Origin of the sequence: Streptomyces sp. NPDC058274, from assembly GCF_042881375.1 — a bacterium.
In the GTDB taxonomy this organism is placed as follows: Bacteria; Actinomycetota; Actinomycetes; order Streptomycetales; family Streptomycetaceae; genus Streptomyces.
Map to the genome: position 1 here is coordinate 399,107 of NZ_JBHVXW010000001.1, position 19,122 is coordinate 418,228.

A 19,122-nucleotide genomic window follows, 5' to 3' on the forward strand; every position below is an offset into this window, starting at 1 on the left:
TCTCCCTCCGCGGGGGTCTCCCCGGGTGCGGGGGCGGCGGGGGGGGGGGGCGGGGGGGCGGGGGGGGGGGGGGGGGGGGGGGGGGGGGCGCCCCCCCCCCCCCCCCGGGACGGGACGGGCAGGGGCGGAGGGGGCGAGAACCCCCGATGCCCACCCCCACCGGGCGAAGCAGAGAAGGCCCGGGGCCACCAGAAATCGGTGGCCCCGGGCCTTCGGCGTTGTTACCCCGCACACCCGCACAGGCGCCCAGCGACCGCACAAAAGGGCGGGGCCCCCGGTACAACCCGGGGGCCCCGCCCTGAACGCTGCCGACGCCTAAGGCGTACGAGAGGCCGTCAGTTGTCGTCCTCGTCGATCAGGAATCCACGCATCGGCGAGGGAGCCTGCTGCATCGGCGACGGCCCCTGCGGCCGCACCGGCGCCATCGGCTGGGTCATCGCCGGAGACATCTGCTGCTGACCACCGTAGGACGGCGGCGGCGACTGGTTGCCACCCATCGTCTGGTTGCCGCCGTACGACGGAGCACTCGCACCGGCCGGCGCCATGGACGGCGCGGACGACGGCAGCGAAGCGGTGGCCGGGGCACGCGGCGGAGCCAGCGAGTCGTCCGCCTGGGTCTCCAGCTGACGCAGCTGGGACTCGAGGTAGGACTTCAGACGCGTACGGTACTCGCGCTCGAAGCCTCGCAGGTCCTCGACCTTGCGCTCCAGCGTGGCACGGGCGGACTCCAGGGAGCCCATCGCGACGCGGTGCTTCTCCTGCGCGTCCCGCTCCAGGGCGTCGGCCTTGGCGCGGGCGTCGCGCTCCAGGCCCTCGGCGCGGCTGCGGGCCTCGCCGACGATCTTGTTGGCCTCGGAGCGGGCCTCGGCGATCGCCTGGTCGGCGGTCTGCTGCGCCAGCGAGAGCACCCGGGCGGCGCTGTCGCCACCGGGGCCCTGACCGGGCTGCGGCATCTGCGGACCGTGACCGCCCATGGGGCCACCCATGGGACCGCCCATCGGGCCGCCCATCTGCTGCATCTGGCCCTGCATCTGGCCGGGACCCTGACCCATCGGGCCCTGACCCATCGGACCCTGACCCATCGGGCCGGGACCCTGCTGACCCTGGCCGCTCGGGCCGGCGGGCAGCTGCGGCGCACCGCTCGGCAGCTGGGGCGGGCCGCCCATGGGGCCGCCCATCTGCTGCTGCGGCGGGCCCGATATGCCGGCGGGCACCGGGGCGCCCGGACCGCGCATGCCCTGCGGCGGACCCTGCTGCTGGTGCTGCGGGTCCTGCTGCTCGGGCGGCTTGCGCATGCCCTGCTGCTGGTTCTGCGCAGCCGCGCGCGTGGCCGCCGCCAGTTTGGCGCGCAGGTCCTCGTTCTCACGGAGCAGACGCGTCAGCTCGGCCTCGACCTCGTCGAGGAAGGCATCGACCTCGTCCTCGTCATAGCCTTCTCGGAGGCGGACGGTCGTGAACTGCTTGTTCCGCACGTCCTCGGGGGTCAACGGCATCTCTTCACCTCAACGTAGTCATCGGCAGTCGGCAAGACCGTATCGTCCACAGTCACCTCGCGAGATTTCCCACGAGAGTGATCAGGATGTAGACGATGATCATCAGTACGAAGAAGGACAGGTCAAGTGCCACGCCCCCGAGACGCAGCGGCGGGATGAACCGCCGCAGAACCTTGAGCGGTGGATCGGTGACAGTGTAGGTGGCCTCCAGAACGACCACCATCGCCTTGCCGGGTTGCCATGAGCGGGCGAACTGGAACACGTAATCCATGACCAAACGGAAGATCAGCACGATGAGGAAACACATCAGCGCGACGTAGAGAATATTCAAAACCACGCCCATGATCCGTGCGTCCCTCTCCCCTGCTCCCGTGCGGTGTCCGGCCTTGCGTCTCAGCTCTGGTTGAAGAACCCGCCCTCTGCGATGCGGGCCTTGTCCTCCGCCGTGACATCGACGTTAGCAGGCGACAACAGGAACACCTTCTGCGTCACCCGCTCGATGCTGCCGTGAAGACCAAACACCAAACCGGCCGCAAAGTCGACAAGTCGCTTCGCGTCTGTGTCATCCATCTCAGTCAAATTCATGATCACCGGGGTGCCCTCACGGAAGTGTTCCCCGATGGTACGGGCCTCGTTGTAGGTCCGCGGGTGCAGCGTGGTGATCCGGTACGGCTCTCGTTCGGACACGACCTTGGGCATGATCACCGGTGCGTTCTTCTCCAGGGGCTGGCGTTCTTGTGTGATGGATGCCACGGGTGCGATTCGCGCCGGACGCCCGGATTCCGCGGGGAGCGAAGCGGCACGGGACACGGAGTCGCGCTGCACCGGGGGCTGCACCACTCGTACCGATTCGTCCCGTTGGGACTGATGTGCCTGGTGCGATTGGTGCGACGGCTCGTGCCGCCTGCGGTCCCGCTCGGGTTCCGGGTCGAGCTCTGGCTCGAAGTCGTCGTCGGGGTCGAATCCCCTGCCGTCGTACCCATCGTCCTCCACGAGGCCGAGGTAGACCGCCATCTTGCGCATCGCGCCGGCCATGCTCTGAGTCCTCCGCTCTGTGGTGGATCGGCTGACGAGTTGCCAAGTGCCCGCGATCCACGAGGTCGTTATGCCCGCCTAGCAGCGGTAATGACCATATTTTCTGCTGTGGTCCGACTTCTTGGCGACGTTACCCGAGCCTGGGGCGGACGCCGAGTACCGCAGTGCCGACGCGTACATGTGTCGCTCCGGCGGCCACGGCCTGTTCGAGGTCCGCACTCATCCCTGCAGAGACCATGTTCGCAGCCGGATGGGCACGGCGCAGGACAGTCGACAAATCCATCAGCCGCTCGAACGCCGCCTGTTGGCGCCCCGCGTACGGTCCGGTGAGCGGGGCGACGGTCATCAGCCCGTCGAGCCGGAGCCCGGGAGCGTTCGCGACGAGGTCGCCCAACTCTTCGATTCCGCCGACTCCCACGCCTCCCCGCTCGCCCCGGCCGCTCTCCTCCGCGTCCAGCGCGACCTGGATCAGGCAGCCAAGTTCGCGCTCCGACCGCACCGCTTCCTTCGACAGAGCCGTGACGAGTTTGGGACGGTCGACGGACTGCACGACGTCGGCATAACCGGCCACGGACCGCACTTTGTTGGTCTGCAGCTGACCGACGAAGTGCCAGGAGAGGGGCAGGTCCGAGCACTCCGCCGCCTTGGGCGCCGCGTCCTGGTCCCGGTTCTCGGCGACGTGACGCACACCGAGTTCCGACAGGATCCGCACATCACCGGCCGGATAGGTCTTGGTGACCACGATGAGGGTCACCTCTTCTCGCTTGCGCCCGGCGGCCACACACGCCGCCGTGATGCGCTCCTCCACATTCGCCAGGTTTCCGGCGAGTTGATCCTTACGGTCCGTCATGCCCCATCAGCCCAGCCACACATAGCCCGCGAGCCGCCCGGTGGTGCGGTCGCGTCGGTACGAGAAGTGGTCGACCGACTCGAGCGTGCACACCGGCGACTGCTGCCGGTCGCGCACCCCGAGCCGCTCCAGCTGCGCGTGCACGCCGGCGGTCACGTCGACCGCCGGAGTGCCCCAGCTGGTCTCGGCGTACGCCGCGGGCTCCACGGCGGCGACCTCGGCGCGCATCAGCTCCGGCACCTCGTAGCACCGGCCGCACACGGCGGGTCCGGTGCGGGCGACGATCCGGGACGGTTCGGCACCGAGTTCCACCATGGCCGCGACCGCCGCGGGGACGACCCCGGCGATCATGCCTGGCCGCCCGGCGTGCGCGGCGGCCGCGACTCCCGCGACCGGATCGGCCAGCAGGACGGGGGTGCAGTCGGCGGTGAGCACGGCGAGCGCGAGTCCGCGCCGGGCGGTCACGATCGCGTCGACCTCCGGCACCGGACGGTCGCCCCACGGTGCGTCGACCACCGTCACGTCGGGCCCGTGCACCTGGTTCATCCAGACGACCCGGGCCGGGTCCAGGCCCAGGGATTTGGCGGCCAGTTCGCGATTGGTCCCCACGGCGCCGGGGTCGTCGCCGACCGCGCCGCCGAGGTTGAGCTCCTCGTACGGAACGGCGCTCACCCCGCCCCACCGGTCGGTGAAGGCGAAGTGGGCGCCGCTCGCGGTGCTCGTTTCGGAGCGATGTCCTATCACTTCAGGAAGTCCGGCACGTCCAGCTCTTCGGCCGCGCTGTCCGAGTAGGAGCGGGAGGGCGGGACCGGCGGGGAGACCGGCAGTTCGTTCGCCGGCTCGGGGGCGGGCGCGGGGTCCTCCTTCGGCGTGACGCTGCCGAGCGAGCCGAAGGACGGACGGCTGTCGGCCGACCGTACCGGCGTGGGCTCGTCGCGCTTGGCCGAGGACGAACCGAGGACGGTGTCCCGCTTGGACGGCGGCTGCCCCCCGTCGAAGCCGGCGGCGATGACGGTGACCCGCACCTCGTCGCCGAGGGCGTCGTCGATGACCGCGCCGAAGATGATGTTGGCCTCGGGGTGCGCGGCCTCGCTCACCAGCTGGGCGGCCTCGTTGATCTCGAAGAGACCGAGGTCGGAGCCGCCGGAGATGGAGAGCAGCACACCGCGTGCGCCGTCGATGGAGGCTTCCAGGAGCGGCGAGGAGATCGCCATTTCCGCCGCCGCCACGGCACGGTCGTCCCCGCGGGCCGAGCCGATGCCCATCAGGGCCGAACCGGCCTCGGACATCACGGACTTGACGTCCGCGAAGTCGAGGTTGATCAGACCGGGGGTGGTGATGAGGTCGGTGATGCCCTGAACACCGGAGAGCAGGACCTGGTCCGCCGACTTGAAGGCGTCGAGGACCGAGACCTGGCGGTCCGAGATGGACAGCAGCCGGTCGTTCGGGATGACGATGAGGGTGTCGACCTCTTCGCGGAGTTCCGCGATGCCGTCCTCGGCCTGGTTGGCGCGGCGCCGCCCTTCGAAGGTGAAGGGGCGGGTGACCACGCCGATGGTCAGGGCGCCGAGGGAGCGGGCGATGTTGGCCACGACGGGGGCGCCGCCGGTGCCGGTGCCGCCGCCTTCGCCGGCCGTGACGAAGACCATGTCGGCCCCCTTGAGGACCTCCTCGATCTCCTCGCGGTGGTCCTCGGCGGCCTTGCGGCCGACGGCCGGGTTGGCTCCGGCGCCGAGTCCGCGAGTGAGTTCACGGCCGACGTCGAGCTTGACGTCGGCGTCGCTCATCAACAGAGCTTGCGCGTCGGTGTTGATGGCGATGAACTCGACGCCCTTGAGACCGACCTCGATCATCCGGTTGATGGCATTGACACCACCGCCGCCGACACCGATGACTTTGATGACTGCGAGGTAGTTCTGCGGTGCTGCCACGTCGAAGGCCTCTCGCCTCGAGTTACGTGTCGCCGCCTCGCGTATTCGCGATCCGACGACTGATGCCGAATGGGACGGTCCGAACGCCGACCCGAACCCTAACGCTGAAGTTTAGGGTTACCAGTGTGTCTGTTCCTTGGACTCTCCGAACAGGACACTAAGTCGACAAGTGGCGCACGTTCAACGAACACGCCGAACCTCCCGTTTTTCTTTTCACCCTATGTGATCAGGCGTAGCGCTGCCCAACCAGGGTGCTGGCCTGCGCGGATGTGCGTCAACTCCCTGATGACGCAGGGGCGGTGGGCGCACTTACGTCGAAGTGCCGGGCCCCGGGAGCTGCTTTCATGAGAGCGGTGAGCGTCCGCGCCTTCGCGCGGCCCTTCTCGTCGCTCCCCCATGCCACCGTGCGCCCGCCGCTCAACTCCAGCGAGATGGAGTCGTACGAACGGACCTTGACGGTCCGGGTTTCACGGGCGACGTCGGCCGGAATGTCGCCGGCGACCCGCACCGCCTCGCGCACCAGCCGGTCGGTGCCGAAGCGGCGCAGCCCCGCGGACCGGGGAACCGTCAATTCCAGCGTGGGGATGCCCTTCGGGGCGTCGGAAACCGTAGCGAATCGCACGCCCTCAGCGTCCACTTCGACGAACTTTCCACCCTTTTCGACGATCAGGACCGGAGTGCGCTCGGTCACTTTCAGTCCGATTCCGTGCGGCCAGGAACGAACGACGTCAACCGTGGCAATTCGGGGCAATTTCTCACGCAATCGCGCTTCAATGGCATCGGTGTCGACGGAAATCAGGGGCGACCCGACCGGCACCTCGGCCGCTTCGCGCACCTGTCGGTCCGTCAGTACCCGCATCCCGGTGGCGGACACCTTCTCCACCCGCAGCCAGTGCGAGCCGTAGAGGACCCACACCGATCCGGCGCCCGCCAACACCAGCGCGAGCAAAAGGATGATGAGCGTACGAGGGCGCGGAAGCCGCCCGTTGCGGGGCGGCCGGGGCGGGCCGGACTCCAGCTTCTGCCGTTCGCCGCGTTGCGCGGTGCTCGGTCCGGCCACGCTCCCTGCCTTCCCTCATACGGTGCTAGTGACGGCGTGAGGCGATCGCCTCGTACACCATGCCGACGAGCAGGTCGTCGGCGTCCCGGCGGCCGAACTCGGAGGCGGCGCGGGACATCTCGTACAGCCGGTGCGGGTCGGCGAGCACGGGCAGCACGTTCGCCTGGATCCACTCGGGCGTCAGTTCCGCGTCGTCGACCAGCAGTCCGCCGCCGGCCTTGACCACCGGCTGGGCGTTGAGCCGCTGTTCGCCGTTGCCGATCGGCAGCGGGACGTAGGCGGCCGGCAGCCCGACGGCGGAGAGTTCGGCGACGGTCATCGCGCCCGCACGGCAGAGCATCATGTCGGCCGCGGCGTACGCGAGGTCCATCCGGTCCACGTACGGTACCGGGATGTAGGGGGGCATCCCCGGCATCTGGTGGACCTGCGGCAGTTCGTTCTTGGGTCCGACCGCGTGCAGGATCTGGATACCGGCCTGCTGGAGGTACGGGGCGACCCGCTCGATGACCTCGTTGAGGTGGCGGGCGCCCTGGGAGCCGCCCGAGACGAGCAGGGTCGGCAGCGCGGGGTCGAGACCGAAGGCGGCGCGCGCCTCGGGGCGCACGGCCGCCCGGTCCAGGGTGGCGATGGAGCGGCGCAGCGGGATGCCGATGTAGCGGGAGCCGCGGAGCTTGCTGTCCGGGGTGGAGACGGCGACCTGGGCCGCGTACCGCGATCCGATCTTGTTGGCCAGACCCGGGCGGGCGTTGGCCTCGTGGACGATGATCGGCACGCCCAGGCGCTTGGCGGCGAGATAGCCGGGCAGGGCGACATAGCCGCCGAAGCCGACGACCGCGTCGGCCTTGGTGCGCTCCAGCACCTGCTCGACGGCCTTGATCGTGCCGCGCAGCCGTCCGGGGACGGTGATCAGCTCGGGGGTCGGCTTGCGTGGCAGCGGCACGGCGGGGATCAGCGCGAGTTCATAGCCCCGCTCGGGTACGAGTCGGGTCTCGAGTCCGCGCTCCGTGCCCAGGGCCGTGATCCCCACGGTCGGGTCCTGCCTGCGCAGGGCGTCCGCGAGGGCGAGCGCGGGCTCGATGTGGCCGGCGGTCCCCCCGCCGGCGAGTACGACATGCACCGAAATTCACCGCTCTCCGGACGAACGCGCCGAGGCACGCCGTCGCATCGTGTTCCATCTCCGAGGCTCTCCAGAGCCTCTGGCCGCAGCACGCTTTTTACCAAAGCGGGGTTGCCGCATGGCAAGCGCAGCCCGCGCAGCGGGCTCGTCGCGTGCGAAGGCGATCAGCAGCCCGATGGCGAACATGGTCGGCAGCAGGGCGGAACCCCCGTAGGAGAACAGCGGGAGCGGGACTCCGGCGATCGGCAGCAGACCGAGCACCGCACCGATGTTGATCACGGCCTGCGCCGTGATCCAGGTGGTCACGCCTCCCGCGGCATACCTCACGAAGGGGTCCTCCGTGCGTCCGGCCACGCGGATACCCGCATAGCCTAGAGCCGCGAAGAGGGCGAGTACCGACAGCGTCCCTGCCAGGCCCAGTTCCTCCCCGGTGATGGCGAAGATGAAGTCGGTGTGTGCTTCGGGGAGTTGGCCCCATTTCTCCACACTGGCACCCAGCCCGGATCCGAAGAGTCCGCCGGAGGCCAGGGCGTAGATACCGTGCACGGCCTGCCAGCAGGTGTCGTTCGGGCCGGGTTCCGTGGCGCCGATACAGCCGAGCCGCGCCATCCGGTTGGGGCTGGTCTTGATGAGGATGATGCCGAGCGTCGCGGCGATGGAGAGCACGCCCGCGAACAGCCGGGTCGGCGCCCCGGCCAGCCAGAGCAGCCCGAAGAGGATTGCGGTCAGGATGATCGCCGTACCCATGTCGCCGCCGAGCATGATCAGCCCGAGCAGCATGAAGGTCACCGGAACGAGCGGCACCAGCATGTGCTTCCACTGGGTCAGCAGCCGCTTGTCCTGCTTGCGGGCGATCAGGTCCGCGCCCCACAGCACGAGCGCGAGCTTGCCGAACTCGCTCGGCTGGAGCTGGAAGGGGCCGCCGACGGAGATCCAGTTCTGGTTGCCGTTGACCGCCACTCCTATCCCCGGCACCTGCACCAGGACCATCAGGAAGACGGAGCCGGCCAGTATCGGATAGGCAAGGGCGCGGTGCAGCTTCACCGGCATCCGCGAGGCGATCAGCAGCAGTACGGTGCCGATCAGGGCCGCGAGGAACTGCTTCCGGAAGAAGTAGGAACCGGGCAGCGACATCTGCAGCGCCGTGATCATCGAGGCCGAGTAGACCATCACGAGGCCGAGCACGGTGATCAGCAGACTGCTGCCGAAGATCAGATAGTACGCGGTGAGCGGCCGGTCCCAGACGCGGCGCAGGCGCAGGTAGAGACCCCGCAGAGGGCTGTCGCCCGCGGGACGCGCTGCGGGACGCCTGGCGGCCCGCTGCACGGGAGGGCGGCCGGTACGGCTACTGGGCATCGGCGTCTCCGGGCCACAACGATGTCACGCGTCCGTCCCTCCCAGGGTCGCCCGGCAGGCGGCCGGGTCAGGTGCCGAGTTCGCGAACCGCCTCCGCGAAAGCGTCACCGCGCTTGTTGTAGTTGGCGAACATGTCCATCGAGGCGCAGGCCGGGGCCAGCAGCACCGTGTCTCCCGGCCCGGCGAGCCGCTGGGCCTCCTGGACAGCCGCGAGCATCGCCCCAGTGTCCGTCCGGTCCAGGTCGACGACCGGTACTTCGGGCGCGTGTCGCGCCAGGGCTTCCCGGATGAGGGCGCGGTCGGCGCCGATCAGCACGACGCCCCGAAGTCGCTTCGCCGACTTGGCGACCAGCTCGTCGAAGGTCGCGCCCTTGGCCAGCCCGCCGGCGATCCACACGATCGACTCGTACGCCGCCAAAGAGGCTTCCGCCGCATGGGTGTTGGTCGCCTTGGAATCGTCGATGTACGCGACCTGGTCCACATCGGCCACGTGCGCGATGCGGTGGGCGTCCGGCCTGAAGGCCCTCAGTCCGTCCCGTACGGCCGTGGGGGGCACCCCGAAGGCCCGCGCCAGGGCCGCCGCCGCAAGGGCGTTGGCGACGTTGTGCGGGGCCGGCGGCTGGACGTCGGAGACCTCGGCGAGCTCCTGGGCGTTCTTCTGCCGGTCCTCGACGAAGGCGCGGTCGACCAGGAGGCCCTCCACGACACCGAGTTGGGAGGGTCCGGGCGTGCCGAGCGCGAAGCCGATCGCCCGGCAGCCCTCCTCGACGTCCGCCTGGCGCACCAGGTCCTCGGTGGCCTTGTCGGCCACGTTGTAGACACAGGCGACGCGATTGCCCTCGTAGATGCGGCCCTTGTCGGCGGCGTACGCCTCCATGGAGCCGTGCCAGTCGAGGTGGTCGGGCGCCAGGTTGAGGACGGCGGCCGAGTGGGCGCGCAGCGAGGGCGCCCAGTGCAGCTGGTAGCTCGACAGCTCCACCGCGAGGACGTCGTAGGGCTCGTCGCCGAGTACGACGTCCAGCAGTGAGACCCCGATGTTGCCGACGGCGGCCGTGCGCAGGCCTGCCGCCTTCAGGATCGAGGCGAGCATCTGGACGGTCGTGGTCTTGCCGTTGGTGCCGGTGACCGCGAGCCACGGCGCCGCGTCGGGCCCGCGCAGCCGCCAGGCCAGCTCCACGTCACCCCAGACCGGGACGCCCGCCTCGGCGGCCGCGGTGAACAGCGGCTTGTCCGGCTTCCAGCCGGGCGCGGTGACGATGAGCTCGGTGCCCTCGGGCAGGGTGGCGCCGTCACCGAGGCGCACGGTGACGCCGAGCGCCTCCAGGTCCGCGGCCTGGGCCCGGGAGCGCTCGTCGTCGCCGTCGTTGACGACCGTGACGACCGCGCCGAGCCCGTGCAGTACGCGGGCCGCCGGGATACCGGAGACGCCGAGTCCGGCGACGGTGACGTTCTTCCCCTGCCAGGTGGTCACTTCTTGGCTGCCCATCCCGCGTAGAAGAGGCCGAGGCCGACGATCACGCACATGCCCTGGATGATCCAGAAGCGGACCACCACAAGGACCTCGGACCACCCCTTGAGTTCGAAGTGGTGCTGGAGGGGTGCCATCCGGAAGACGCGCTTGCCGGTGAGCCGGAAGGAGCCGACCTGGATGACGACCGACATGGTGATCAGGACGAAGAGACCGCCGAGCAGGGCGATCAGGAACTCCGTGCGGGAGCAGATCGCGAGACCGGCGAGCGCGCCGCCGAGCGCGAGCGAACCGGTGTCGCCCATGAAGATCTTGGCGGGCGAGGTGTTCCACCACAGGAAGCCGAAGCAGGCGCCCATGAGGGCGGCGGCGACGACCGCGAGGTCGAGTGGATCGCGCACTTCGTAGCAGGCGGCCGGGTTGGTCAGGGTCGCCGCGTTGGCGCAGGACTCCTGGAACTGCCAGACGCCGATGAACGTGTAGGCGCCGAAGACCATCACGGAAGCGCCGGTGGCCAGGCCGTCCAGACCGTCCGTCAGGTTCACGCCGTTCGACATCGCGAGAATCATGAACAGCGCCCAGACCACGAACAGCACCGGTCCGATGGACCAGCCGAAGTCCTGCACGAAGGAGAGCTTCGTGGAGGCCGGGGTGTTGTTGCGGTTGTCCGCGAACTGCAGCGAGAGCACCGCGAAGGCGATTCCGACGGTCAGCTGGCCGGCCATCTTCGCCTTGGCCCGCAGACCCAGCGACCGGCGCTTGACGATCTTGATGTAGTCGTCGAGGAAGCCGACCAGGCCCATCCCCGTCATCAGTCCGAGCACCAGGAGCCCGGAGAACGTCGGCGGCTTGCCGGTGATGACCTTGCTGAGGAAGTACGCGATGAGCGTCGCCAGAATGAAGGCGATACCACCCATCGTCGGCGTACCGCGCTTGGCGTGGTGCTCACGCGGGCCGTCGTCGCGGATGTACTGGCCGTAGCCCTTGCGGGCCAGCAGCTTGATCAGCAGCGGGGTACCGATCAGCGTCAGGAAGAGGCCGATGACTCCCGCGAACAGGATCTGGTTCATCATCGGGCGGAAACCTCACCCTCGGCACCGGGCTCGAGCAGCGCGAGCGCCACCCGTTCGAGCCCGACCGACCGGGACGCCTTCACGAGCACGACATCCCCCGGGCGCAGCTCGCTGCGCAACAGGTCGACAGCCGCCTGTGCGTCGGACACGTGCACCGACTCCTCACCCCACGAACCCTCGTTATATGCGCCCAGTTGGAGCCAGGACGCTTCCCTGCCCCCGACCGCGACGAGCTTGCTGACGTTGAGTCGGACGGCGAGCCGTCCGACCGCGTCGTGCTCGGCGAGCGCCTCGTCCCCGAGCTCGGCCATCTGACCGAGCACCGCCCAGGTCCGCCGCCCCTTGCCCATCGCCGCGAGCGCGCGCAGGGCGGCTCGCATGGACTCGGGGTTCGCGTTGTAGGCGTCGTTGACGACCGTCACGCCGTCCGGGCGCTCCGTGACCTCCATCCGCCAGCGGGAGAGGGAGCCCGCCTCGGAGAGCGCGCGGGCGATCTCGTCTGCGGACATGCCCAGCTCATGGGCGACGGCGGCCGCGGCGAGCGCGTTCGACACGTGGTGCTCACCGTACAGGCGCATGGTCACGTCACTGCACCCGGAGGGTGTGTGAAGCCTGAATGCGGGCTGTCCGCCGTCCGTGAGACGGACGTTCTCGGCGCGTACGTCCGCTTCGCCGGACTCTCCGAAGAGGATCACCCTGGCCTTCGTACGGGATGCCATCGCGCGGACGAGGGGATCGTCGGCGTTGAGGATCGCGGCGCCGTCCTCCGGCAGGCTCTCGACCAACTCGCCCTTGGCCTGGGCGATCTGCTCACGGCCGCCGAACTCGCCGATGTGCGCGGTGCCGACGTTCAGGACGAGACCGATCCTCGGCGGGGTGAGTTCCGTGAGGTAGCGGATGTGGCCGATGCCGCGCGCGCCCATCTCCAGTACGAGGAAACGGGTTTCCTCGGTGGCGCTGAGCGCGGTCAGCGGCAGTCCGATCTCGTTGTTGAGCGAACCGGGCGTGAAGACGGTCGGCGCCTTGCTCCGGAGCACCTGCGCGATGAGGTCTTTGGTACTGGTCTTGCCCGCGGAGCCGGTGAGCGCCACGAGGGTCGCGCCGAGGCGTTCGACCACATGGCGCGCGAGGGCGCCGAGAGCCGCCTGGACGTCCTCCACGACGATCGCGGGGACGCCCACGGGCCGGGAGGCCAGGACGGCGACCGCGCCCGCGTCGACGACCGCCCGGGCGTAGTCGTGGCCGTCCACGCGCTCGCCGACGAAGGCGACGAAGAGGCTGCCGGACTCCACTTCACGGGAGTCCCTGACGACCGGTCCGGTGACCTGTACCGCCGGATCCGGTATGTCGTACGTCTGCCCGCCGACGACTGCTGCGATCTCGGCGAGAGAGAGGGCGATCACAAGTTCATCCCTGGGTCTTCTGGATAGCTTCGCGAAGCACCTGGCGGTCGTCGAAGGGACGGACCACCCCGGCGATGTCCTGGCCCTGCTCGTGGCCCTTGCCCGCGACCAGCACGGTGTCGCCCGGCTGCGCGCGGGCGACGGCGGCGGCGATGGCGGCGGCCCGGTCCTCGAAGACCTGGACCTCGCCGCGTTCGTGCGCCGGCACTTCGGCGGCGCCCGCGAGCATCGTGGCGAGGATCGCGAGGGGGTCCTCGCCACGGGGGTTGTCGGAGGTCAGTACGGCGGTGTCGGCGAGCCGGGCCGCGGCGGCGCCCATCGGCATCCGCTTGGTCCTGTCGCGGTCGCCGCCGCAGCCGAGCACGATGTGCAGCTTGCCCTCGGTCACCTTGCGCAGCGCGCGCAGGACCGATTCGACGGCGTCCGTCTTGTGCGCGTAGTCGACCACGGCGAGATAGGGCTGGCCCACGTCCACGCGCTCCAGGCGGCCCGGTACGCCCGGCACGGCGGCGATGCCGTCGGCGGCGCCCTGCGGGTCGATCCCGGCCACGGCGAGGGAGACGATCGCGGCGAGCGTGTTGGCCACGTTGAAGGGCCCGGCGAGCGGCGACTTCGCCGTGATCCGCTCCCCCTTGGGGCCGATCACCGTGAACGTCGAGTCCATGGGCCCGACTTCGACGTCCGTGGCGCGCCAGTCGGCGTCGGGGTGGCCCTCGGCGGAGAACGTGACCACGGGGACGCCGGCTTCCTTGACGAGCCTGCGTCCGTATTCGTCGTCGAGGTTGATCACGCCGAGTCTGCTGCGTTTCGGCGTGAACAGCTGCGCCTTGGCCCGGAAGTAGTCCTCCATGTCGGAGTGGAACTCCATGTGCTCCGGGCTGAGGTTGTTGAAGACGGCGATGTCGAAGACACAGCCGTCGACGCGGCCGAGCACCAGCGCGTGGCTGGAGACCTCCATGGCGACCGCCTCGACACCGCGCTCGCGCATGACCGCGAACAGCGCCTGGAGGTCGGTGGCTTCGGGCGTCGTACGCTCCGACTTGATGCGCTCGTCGCCGATGCGCATCTCGACCGTGCCGATGAGCCCGGTGGAGCGGACCGTCTTCAGACCGCCCTCGACGAGGTACGCCGTGGTGGTCTTGCCGGAGGTGCCGGTGATGCCGACCTGGAGCAGGTCGCGCCCGGGGTGGCCGTAGATGGTGGCCGCCAGCTCCCCCATCCGGGCGCGCGGGTCGTCGACGACGAGGACCGGCAGACCGGTGGCGGTGGCCCGCTCGGCGCCCGTCGGGTCGGTCAGCACGGCGACGGCGCCGAGGCCGGCCGCCTGCGTCACGAAGTCGGCGCCGTGGAGGCGGGCGCCGGGCAGCGCGGCGTACAGGTCGCCGGGACGTACGGCACGGGAGTCATGGGTGATGCCCGTGACCTCCGTGGCGCTCGCGGGCTTCTCGGCACCCAGCTGATCGGCCAGTTCCGCCAGGGGTGTGGCGGAGACGTGAACCGGTCGCGGCGGCCCCGGATATGTCACAGGAACGCCCTTCTGGGTGGTTTGGGACTGATCAGCGTGTGGCACGGCGGTGAGCGTACCGGGCACACCCCCGCCGGAGCGAAGTGAGGGGCGCGGCGGGGTGTGGTTCCCGGGGTCCGGGGTGATCGTTGTCACGAGCTGTTCCTGGTCCGTTGTGCGGGGAGGAGCTGGTCGGGGCGTGCGCCGAGCGGGTCAGGGAGTGAAGCTGACGGGCAGCCTGGCGGGCTCGGCGCCGGTGGGCGGGACCTGGAGGGTCTTCAGCGCGAACTCCATGACCTGCTTGTAGATGGGACCGCAGATCTGGCCGCCGAAATAGCTGCCCTTGGTGGCGTTCTGAATGGCGCAGTAGACGGTCACCCGCGGTTTGTCCGCGGGCGCGAACCCGGCGAACGACGAGGTGTAGCCGTGGTACTTGCCAGTGGCCGGATCCACGCGGTTGGCCGTACCCGTCTTGCCCGCGACCCGGTAGCCCGGGATGCGCGCCTTGGCGCCGGTGCCCTCCTCGTCGTCCACCACGGACTCCAGCATCTGGGCGAGGGTCTTCGCCGTCTTCTCGCTCACGACCCGCGTCTTCTTGGGCTCGGGAGCGGGTGTGAAGCGCCCGTCGGGGCCCTTCGCGCCGCGCACCAGCGTGGGCTCGACGCGTACGCCGCCGTTGGCGATCGTCGAGTAGACGGAGGCCGCCTGCATCGCGTTGAGGGACATGCCCTGGCCGAAAGGAATCGTGTACTGCTGCGAGGTCGACCACTTGCCGGCGGGCGCGAGGATGCCCTTTGTCTCGCCGGGGAAGCCGAGCCCGGTGTAGCTGCCGATGCCGAACTTGCGCAGATACGAGTAGAGGACTTGGTTGGCCTGCTGCTGGGTCTTGCCGAGCTGGCCGGCCGCGAGGATGGTCCCGATGTTGCTGGACTTGGCGAGGACGCCGTTGAGCGTCAGGTTCCAGGTCGCGTGGTCGATGTCGTCCTGGAAGAGCCGGTCGCCGCGGTGCAGCCGGTTGGGCACGACCACATGGGTCGCGGGCGTCGCGACGTTCTCCTCCAGCACGGCGGCCATCGACATGACCTTGGCGGTGGAGCCGGGCTCGTAGGCGTCCTGGAGGGCCGCGTTGCCGAGGGCCGCCGAGTTCGCCTGCGAGAGGTCGTTCGGGTCGAAGCCGGGCGAGTTGGCCATGGCCAGGATCTCCCCGGTCCGGGTGTCCTGCACTATCACGTACCCGCGGTCCGCCTTGGACTTCTTCACCTGCTCGGTGATGGCGTTCTGCGCGGCCCACTGGATGTCGCGGTCGATGGTCAGCTCGACGTCGGAGCCGGCCACCGCGGGCGTCTCGGTGGAGCCGGCGGTGGGCACCTGCCGGCCGCCGGACTGGGCGTAGCGGATCTTGCCGTCCTTGCCGGCGAGTTCCTGGTTCAGCTTCTGCTCGACACCACCGCCGCCCTTGCCGTCGGCGTTGACCCAGCCCAGTATCCCGGCGGCGAGATCGCCGTTCGGGTACACGCGCTTGCTGGCCGGGACCGCGAGGACGCCCGCGAGGACGTTGAACGTGGTCTTGTCGGTCTCCGCCTTGGCCGCGAGGGTGTCCTTGAGGTCCTTGATCTGCTTCCAGACCTGCGGCGTCTGGCGGTGCGCGAGCAGGGTGTACCGCGTGTTCCTGGTACTGAGCTTCTTGGCGATCCTGTCCGCGTCCTGGTCCAGGATCGGGGCGAGGAGCGCGGCGGCCTGCTCGGGCGCGTCCGACGTCTTCGTGGCGCCGGACGTGAACATCGTGGGGTCGGCCGTGATGTCGTACGCGTCCACGCTGGTCGCGAGCTCGATGCCGTTGCGGTCCGTGATCCCGCCGCGCTCGGCGGCCAGGGTGCGGCCGACGTACCGGTTCTGCTCGGCCTTCGAGGCATAGGCGCTGGCGTCCACGGCCTGCACCTGGAGCAGCCGTACGACGAAGGCGACCATCACCAGGGTCAGCGCGAGGCTGACCATGCGCAGGCGGGGGCGCGGGCTGCCGAGCCGGATGACGCGCGGGCCGCTCTGCCGGGGCGCGCCCGGGCGGCGGGCGGGGCGCGAGCCGGGGCCCGGGCGCCGCTGGCCGGGGCGTACGGGCCTGGCGGGGCCGGGCACGCGGCGGCGCGGCGGTTCCCTGTCGGACACTTCCGTCACCTGCCGTATGTGGTGGGCTGCGTGAAGGGGGCGGTGGTGGGGATCTGCGGGGTGGGCGCGGCCGGGGAGACCTGCGCGGGGGGCGCGCTCACGGCCGGTGCCGGGGTCGGGACCGGGCTGGGGGGCGCCGTCGGGCTCGCGCTGGGCGCGGGGGCGACGACCTCGGGCGGAAGCGCCTGGTTGTGCACCGAGGACTGTTCGGCGGCCGCTCCTGGAACACCCTTGACGGTGCCGTCGGGATTGAGGAACGCGGGGTCGCCGCCGGGGACCATGCCCAGCTCGCGGGCGCGGCGCTGGAGGGCGTCGGGGGCCGAGTAGGAGTCGACGTCCCGCTGGAGCTCCTGCTCCTCGTCCGTGAGGCTCTTCGTCTCCTTCTGGAGGTCGTCGAGCCGGAACGACCCTTCACTGAGCGCGGAGTTCAGCACGAGGAGCCCGATCAGACCGCCGCCGAGCAGCAGGACGACCAGCAGGACGAAGGGGGTGCGGGCGGCGTGTCCCGCTCCGGCGGGCAGGAGCCGCGCGAGCCGGGCGGCCCGGCCCCTCAGTACGGGTTTCCTGCTCACGGACCCTCCCGGCGCGTCTGGATTTCCCACTCATCGGCCACCCCGTGAGTTCGGTTCTCCAACTCACTCACGCTCCCCTGCGTGCGGCTCACACGGCTCCCTTCGTGCGCCTCACTCGGCGTCCTCGCGGATGCGCAGCGCCCCCCGCAGCCGCGCGGGGGCCGCCCGCCGGTTCTCGGCGACCTCTTCCTCGGTGGGAAGTTCGGCACCGCGGGTGAGCAGCTTGAGCCGCGGCTGGTAGCGCTCGGGGACGACCGGCAGTCCGGGCGGGGCGGTGGAGGCGGCACCGGCCGCGAAGACCTGCTTGACCAGCCGGTCCTCCAGGGAGTGGTACGACAGCACGGCGATCCGGCCGTCGACGGCGAGCGCCTTCACGGCGGCGGGGATCGCCCTCTCCAGGACGGTCAGTTCGCCGTTGACCTCGATGCGCAGCGCCTGGAAGGTGCGCTTGGCGGGGTTGCCGCCGGTGCGCTTGGCGGCCTGGGGCAGCGAGTCGCGGATCAGCTCGACGAGCCGGGCACTGTTGCTGAAGGGCTCCTTGTCACGCTCGCGCACGACGGCGGACACGATCCGCTTGGCCTGCTTCTCCTCGCCGTACGCCCGCAGGATCCGCACCAGTTCGCCCGGCGGATACGTGTTGAGCACCTCGGCCGCGCTGATGCCGGTCGTCTGGTCCATGCGCATGTCGAGGGGGGCGTCCTGCGCGTACGCGAATCCGCGGTCGGCCTCGTCGAGTTGCATGGAGGAGACGCCGAGATCGAACAGCACGCCCTGGACGTGCGGGAGGCCCAGGCGGTCGAGTACGTCGGGGAGTTCGTCGTACACCGCGTGCACCAGGGTGGCCCGGTCACCGAAGGGGGCGAGCCGCTCCCCGGAGAGGCGCAGTGCCTCCTTGTCGCGGTCGAGGGCGACGAGCCGGACCTCGGGGAAGCGGGCCAGCAGGGCCTCGCTGTGCCCGCCCAGGCCGAGGGTGCAGTCGACGACCACGGCTCCCGGCCGCTCCAGTGCGGGCGCCAGCATGTCCAGGCACCGCTGGAGCATCACCGGGACGTGTCGACTCTGGCTCAAGGGGCCCTCTCAGGTCCGCGCGGCCGTACGCACCGCCGGGTCCCCGCCCGCTCGAGAAGGGGAGGCCTGCCGGCGCCGGGTGAGTGGCGTCAGCCGACCGGGAGCGGGAGGAGGCCGAGCCGTACGTACGCACCGCGCACGCGGGGAGAAACCGGAAAAGCGCCGGGTTCTCCGGGAAAAGTCCAGCAGGGAGAGCCTCGTCTCCCGCTTCGCGTCACTTTAGTCCACGGTGTCTCGCGGTCAATCAACCGGCATGCGCGTCGCGTACCCCGCTCTCCGTGAAGCGGCGACTCGGAAAGAATCATCCGTACGGGTGCGTCGCCACCGCCCGTGTGGGTTACCTCACAACAAGCCACGATGACGTTTTTTGTCCTCTCTCACAGCAGGACTACGCCCCGCGTGACCAGTAACGTCAGAGCTATGACGACTTCTGCATCCGTGCCCGCAGAGCGCGAAGGCGCCATAGCCACCGGCACCGTCACCGACCGACTCGTCGACGCGAACGAGCAGTACGCCGCCGCTTTCAGCGACCCGGGGATGGACGCCCGTCCCGTCCTGGGCGTGGCCGTCGTGGCCTGCATGGACGCCCGGCTCGACCTGCACGCCGCGCTCGGCCTGGAACTGGGCGACTGCCACACCATCCGGAACGCGGGCGGAGTCGTCACCGACGACGTGATCCGCTCCCTGACCATCAGCCAGCGGGCGCTCGGCACCCGCAGCGTCGTGCTCATCCATCACACCGGCTGCGGCCTGGAGGCCCTCACCGAGGACTTCCGGCACGACCTGGAGATGGAGGTCGGCCAGCGCCCCGCCTGGGCCGTGGAGGCCTTCCGGGACGTCGAGCAGGACGTACGGCAGTCCATGCAGCGGGTGCGCACCTCGCCGTTCCTGCTGCACACCGAAGACGTGCGCGGTTTCGTCTTCGACGTGAAGACGGGTCTGCTGCGCGAGATCGACCCCGCCTGAGCGCCCCTGCGGACTCGTATGCCACTGTCCACACGGAAACTCCCGGGTGTTGCCGGGCCCAAA

17 protein-coding genes are annotated in these 19,122 nt (G+C 70.1%); 1 reads left to right on the plus strand and 16 read right to left on the minus strand.

What is annotated here, in order from left to right; genetic code table 11:
- Positions 1-335: 335 nt before the first annotated feature.
- The 16 genes from ACFVYF_RS01820 to rsmH all read right to left on the minus strand — a co-directional run bounded on the left by ACFVYF_RS01820 (position 336) and on the right by rsmH (position 18,093).
- A complete protein-coding gene (locus ACFVYF_RS01820; RefSeq protein ID WP_389449208.1) occupies positions 336-1,493 on the minus strand; it encodes a DivIVA domain-containing protein in 1,158 nt (385 codons plus the stop codon).
- A gap of 52 nt (positions 1,494-1,545) precedes the next feature.
- Positions 1,546-1,836, minus strand: coding sequence for a YggT family protein (locus tag ACFVYF_RS01825; RefSeq protein WP_389449211.1), 291 nt, complete (start codon positions 1,834-1,836; stop codon positions 1,546-1,548).
- 50 nt (positions 1,837-1,886) lie between these two features.
- Positions 1,887-2,528, minus strand: a complete 642-nt coding sequence (locus tag ACFVYF_RS01830) for a cell division protein SepF (RefSeq protein WP_389449214.1) — start codon at positions 2,526-2,528, stop codon at positions 1,887-1,889.
- A gap of 130 nt (positions 2,529-2,658) precedes the next feature.
- On the minus strand, positions 2,659-3,378 hold the full coding sequence (locus tag ACFVYF_RS01835) for a YggS family pyridoxal phosphate-dependent enzyme (protein WP_389449217.1): 720 nt from the start codon (positions 3,376-3,378) through the stop codon (positions 2,659-2,661).
- A 6-nt stretch (positions 3,379-3,384) separates the two neighbouring features.
- Positions 3,385-4,122, minus strand: coding sequence for a peptidoglycan editing factor PgeF (gene pgeF / locus ACFVYF_RS01840; RefSeq protein ID WP_389449219.1), 738 nt, complete (start codon positions 4,120-4,122; stop codon positions 3,385-3,387).
- Complete coding sequence (gene ftsZ / locus ACFVYF_RS01845; RefSeq protein WP_389449222.1) at positions 4,119-5,309, minus strand: cell division protein FtsZ; 1,191 nt, start codon at positions 5,307-5,309, stop codon at positions 4,119-4,121. The genes pgeF and ftsZ overlap by 4 nt, the downstream gene beginning before the upstream one ends.
- A gap of 274 nt (positions 5,310-5,583) precedes the next feature.
- Positions 5,584-6,369 (minus strand): cell division protein FtsQ/DivIB, encoded by a 786-nt coding sequence (locus ACFVYF_RS01850; RefSeq protein ID WP_389449225.1) that lies wholly within the window; start codon positions 6,367-6,369, stop codon positions 5,584-5,586.
- A gap of 25 nt (positions 6,370-6,394) precedes the next feature.
- Positions 6,395-7,486 (minus strand): undecaprenyldiphospho-muramoylpentapeptide beta-N-acetylglucosaminyltransferase, encoded by a 1,092-nt coding sequence (gene murG, locus ACFVYF_RS01855; protein ID WP_383280061.1) that lies wholly within the window; start codon positions 7,484-7,486, stop codon positions 6,395-6,397.
- A 6-nt stretch (positions 7,487-7,492) separates the two neighbouring features.
- Positions 7,493-8,842, minus strand: a complete 1,350-nt coding sequence (gene ftsW, locus ACFVYF_RS01860) for a putative lipid II flippase FtsW (protein ID WP_389449228.1) — start codon at positions 8,840-8,842, stop codon at positions 7,493-7,495.
- A 67-nt stretch (positions 8,843-8,909) separates the two neighbouring features.
- Positions 8,910-10,328 (minus strand): UDP-N-acetylmuramoyl-L-alanine--D-glutamate ligase, encoded by a 1,419-nt coding sequence (murD, locus tag ACFVYF_RS01865; RefSeq protein ID WP_389449231.1) that lies wholly within the window; start codon positions 10,326-10,328, stop codon positions 8,910-8,912.
- Positions 10,310-11,383 (minus strand): phospho-N-acetylmuramoyl-pentapeptide-transferase, encoded by a 1,074-nt coding sequence (mraY, locus tag ACFVYF_RS01870; protein ID WP_383280052.1) that lies wholly within the window; start codon positions 11,381-11,383, stop codon positions 10,310-10,312. The genes murD and mraY overlap by 19 nt, the downstream gene beginning before the upstream one ends.
- Complete coding sequence (gene murF / locus ACFVYF_RS01875; RefSeq protein ID WP_389449235.1) at positions 11,380-12,786, minus strand: UDP-N-acetylmuramoyl-tripeptide--D-alanyl-D-alanine ligase; 1,407 nt, start codon at positions 12,784-12,786, stop codon at positions 11,380-11,382. Before murF ends, mraY begins: the two co-directional genes overlap by 4 nt.
- A gap of 4 nt (positions 12,787-12,790) precedes the next feature.
- The gene (locus ACFVYF_RS01880; protein ID WP_389449238.1) at positions 12,791-14,311 is read right to left on the minus strand and encodes a UDP-N-acetylmuramoyl-L-alanyl-D-glutamate--2,6-diaminopimelate ligase; all 1,521 of its coding nucleotides are present in this window, start codon (positions 14,309-14,311) and stop codon (positions 12,791-12,793) included.
- 192 nt (positions 14,312-14,503) lie between these two features.
- On the minus strand, positions 14,504-16,453 hold the full coding sequence (locus ACFVYF_RS01885) for a peptidoglycan D,D-transpeptidase FtsI family protein (protein ID WP_389449241.1): 1,950 nt from the start codon (positions 16,451-16,453) through the stop codon (positions 14,504-14,506).
- Positions 16,454-16,458: 5 nt separating this feature from the next.
- Entirely contained in the window at positions 16,459-17,025 is a 567-nt protein-coding gene (locus ACFVYF_RS01890; RefSeq protein ID WP_389449243.1) for a septum formation initiator family protein, read from the minus strand.
- A gap of 111 nt (positions 17,026-17,136) precedes the next feature.
- Entirely contained in the window at positions 17,137-18,093 is a 957-nt protein-coding gene (gene rsmH / locus ACFVYF_RS01895) for a 16S rRNA (cytosine(1402)-N(4))-methyltransferase RsmH (RefSeq protein ID WP_389449246.1), read from the minus strand.
- 420 nt (positions 18,094-18,513) lie between these two features.
- Between rsmH and ACFVYF_RS01900 the strand changes: the two genes are divergently transcribed.
- Positions 18,514-19,059 (plus strand): beta-class carbonic anhydrase, encoded by a 546-nt coding sequence (locus ACFVYF_RS01900; protein WP_389449249.1) that lies wholly within the window; start codon positions 18,514-18,516, stop codon positions 19,057-19,059.
- Positions 19,060-19,122 lie beyond the last annotated feature (63 nt).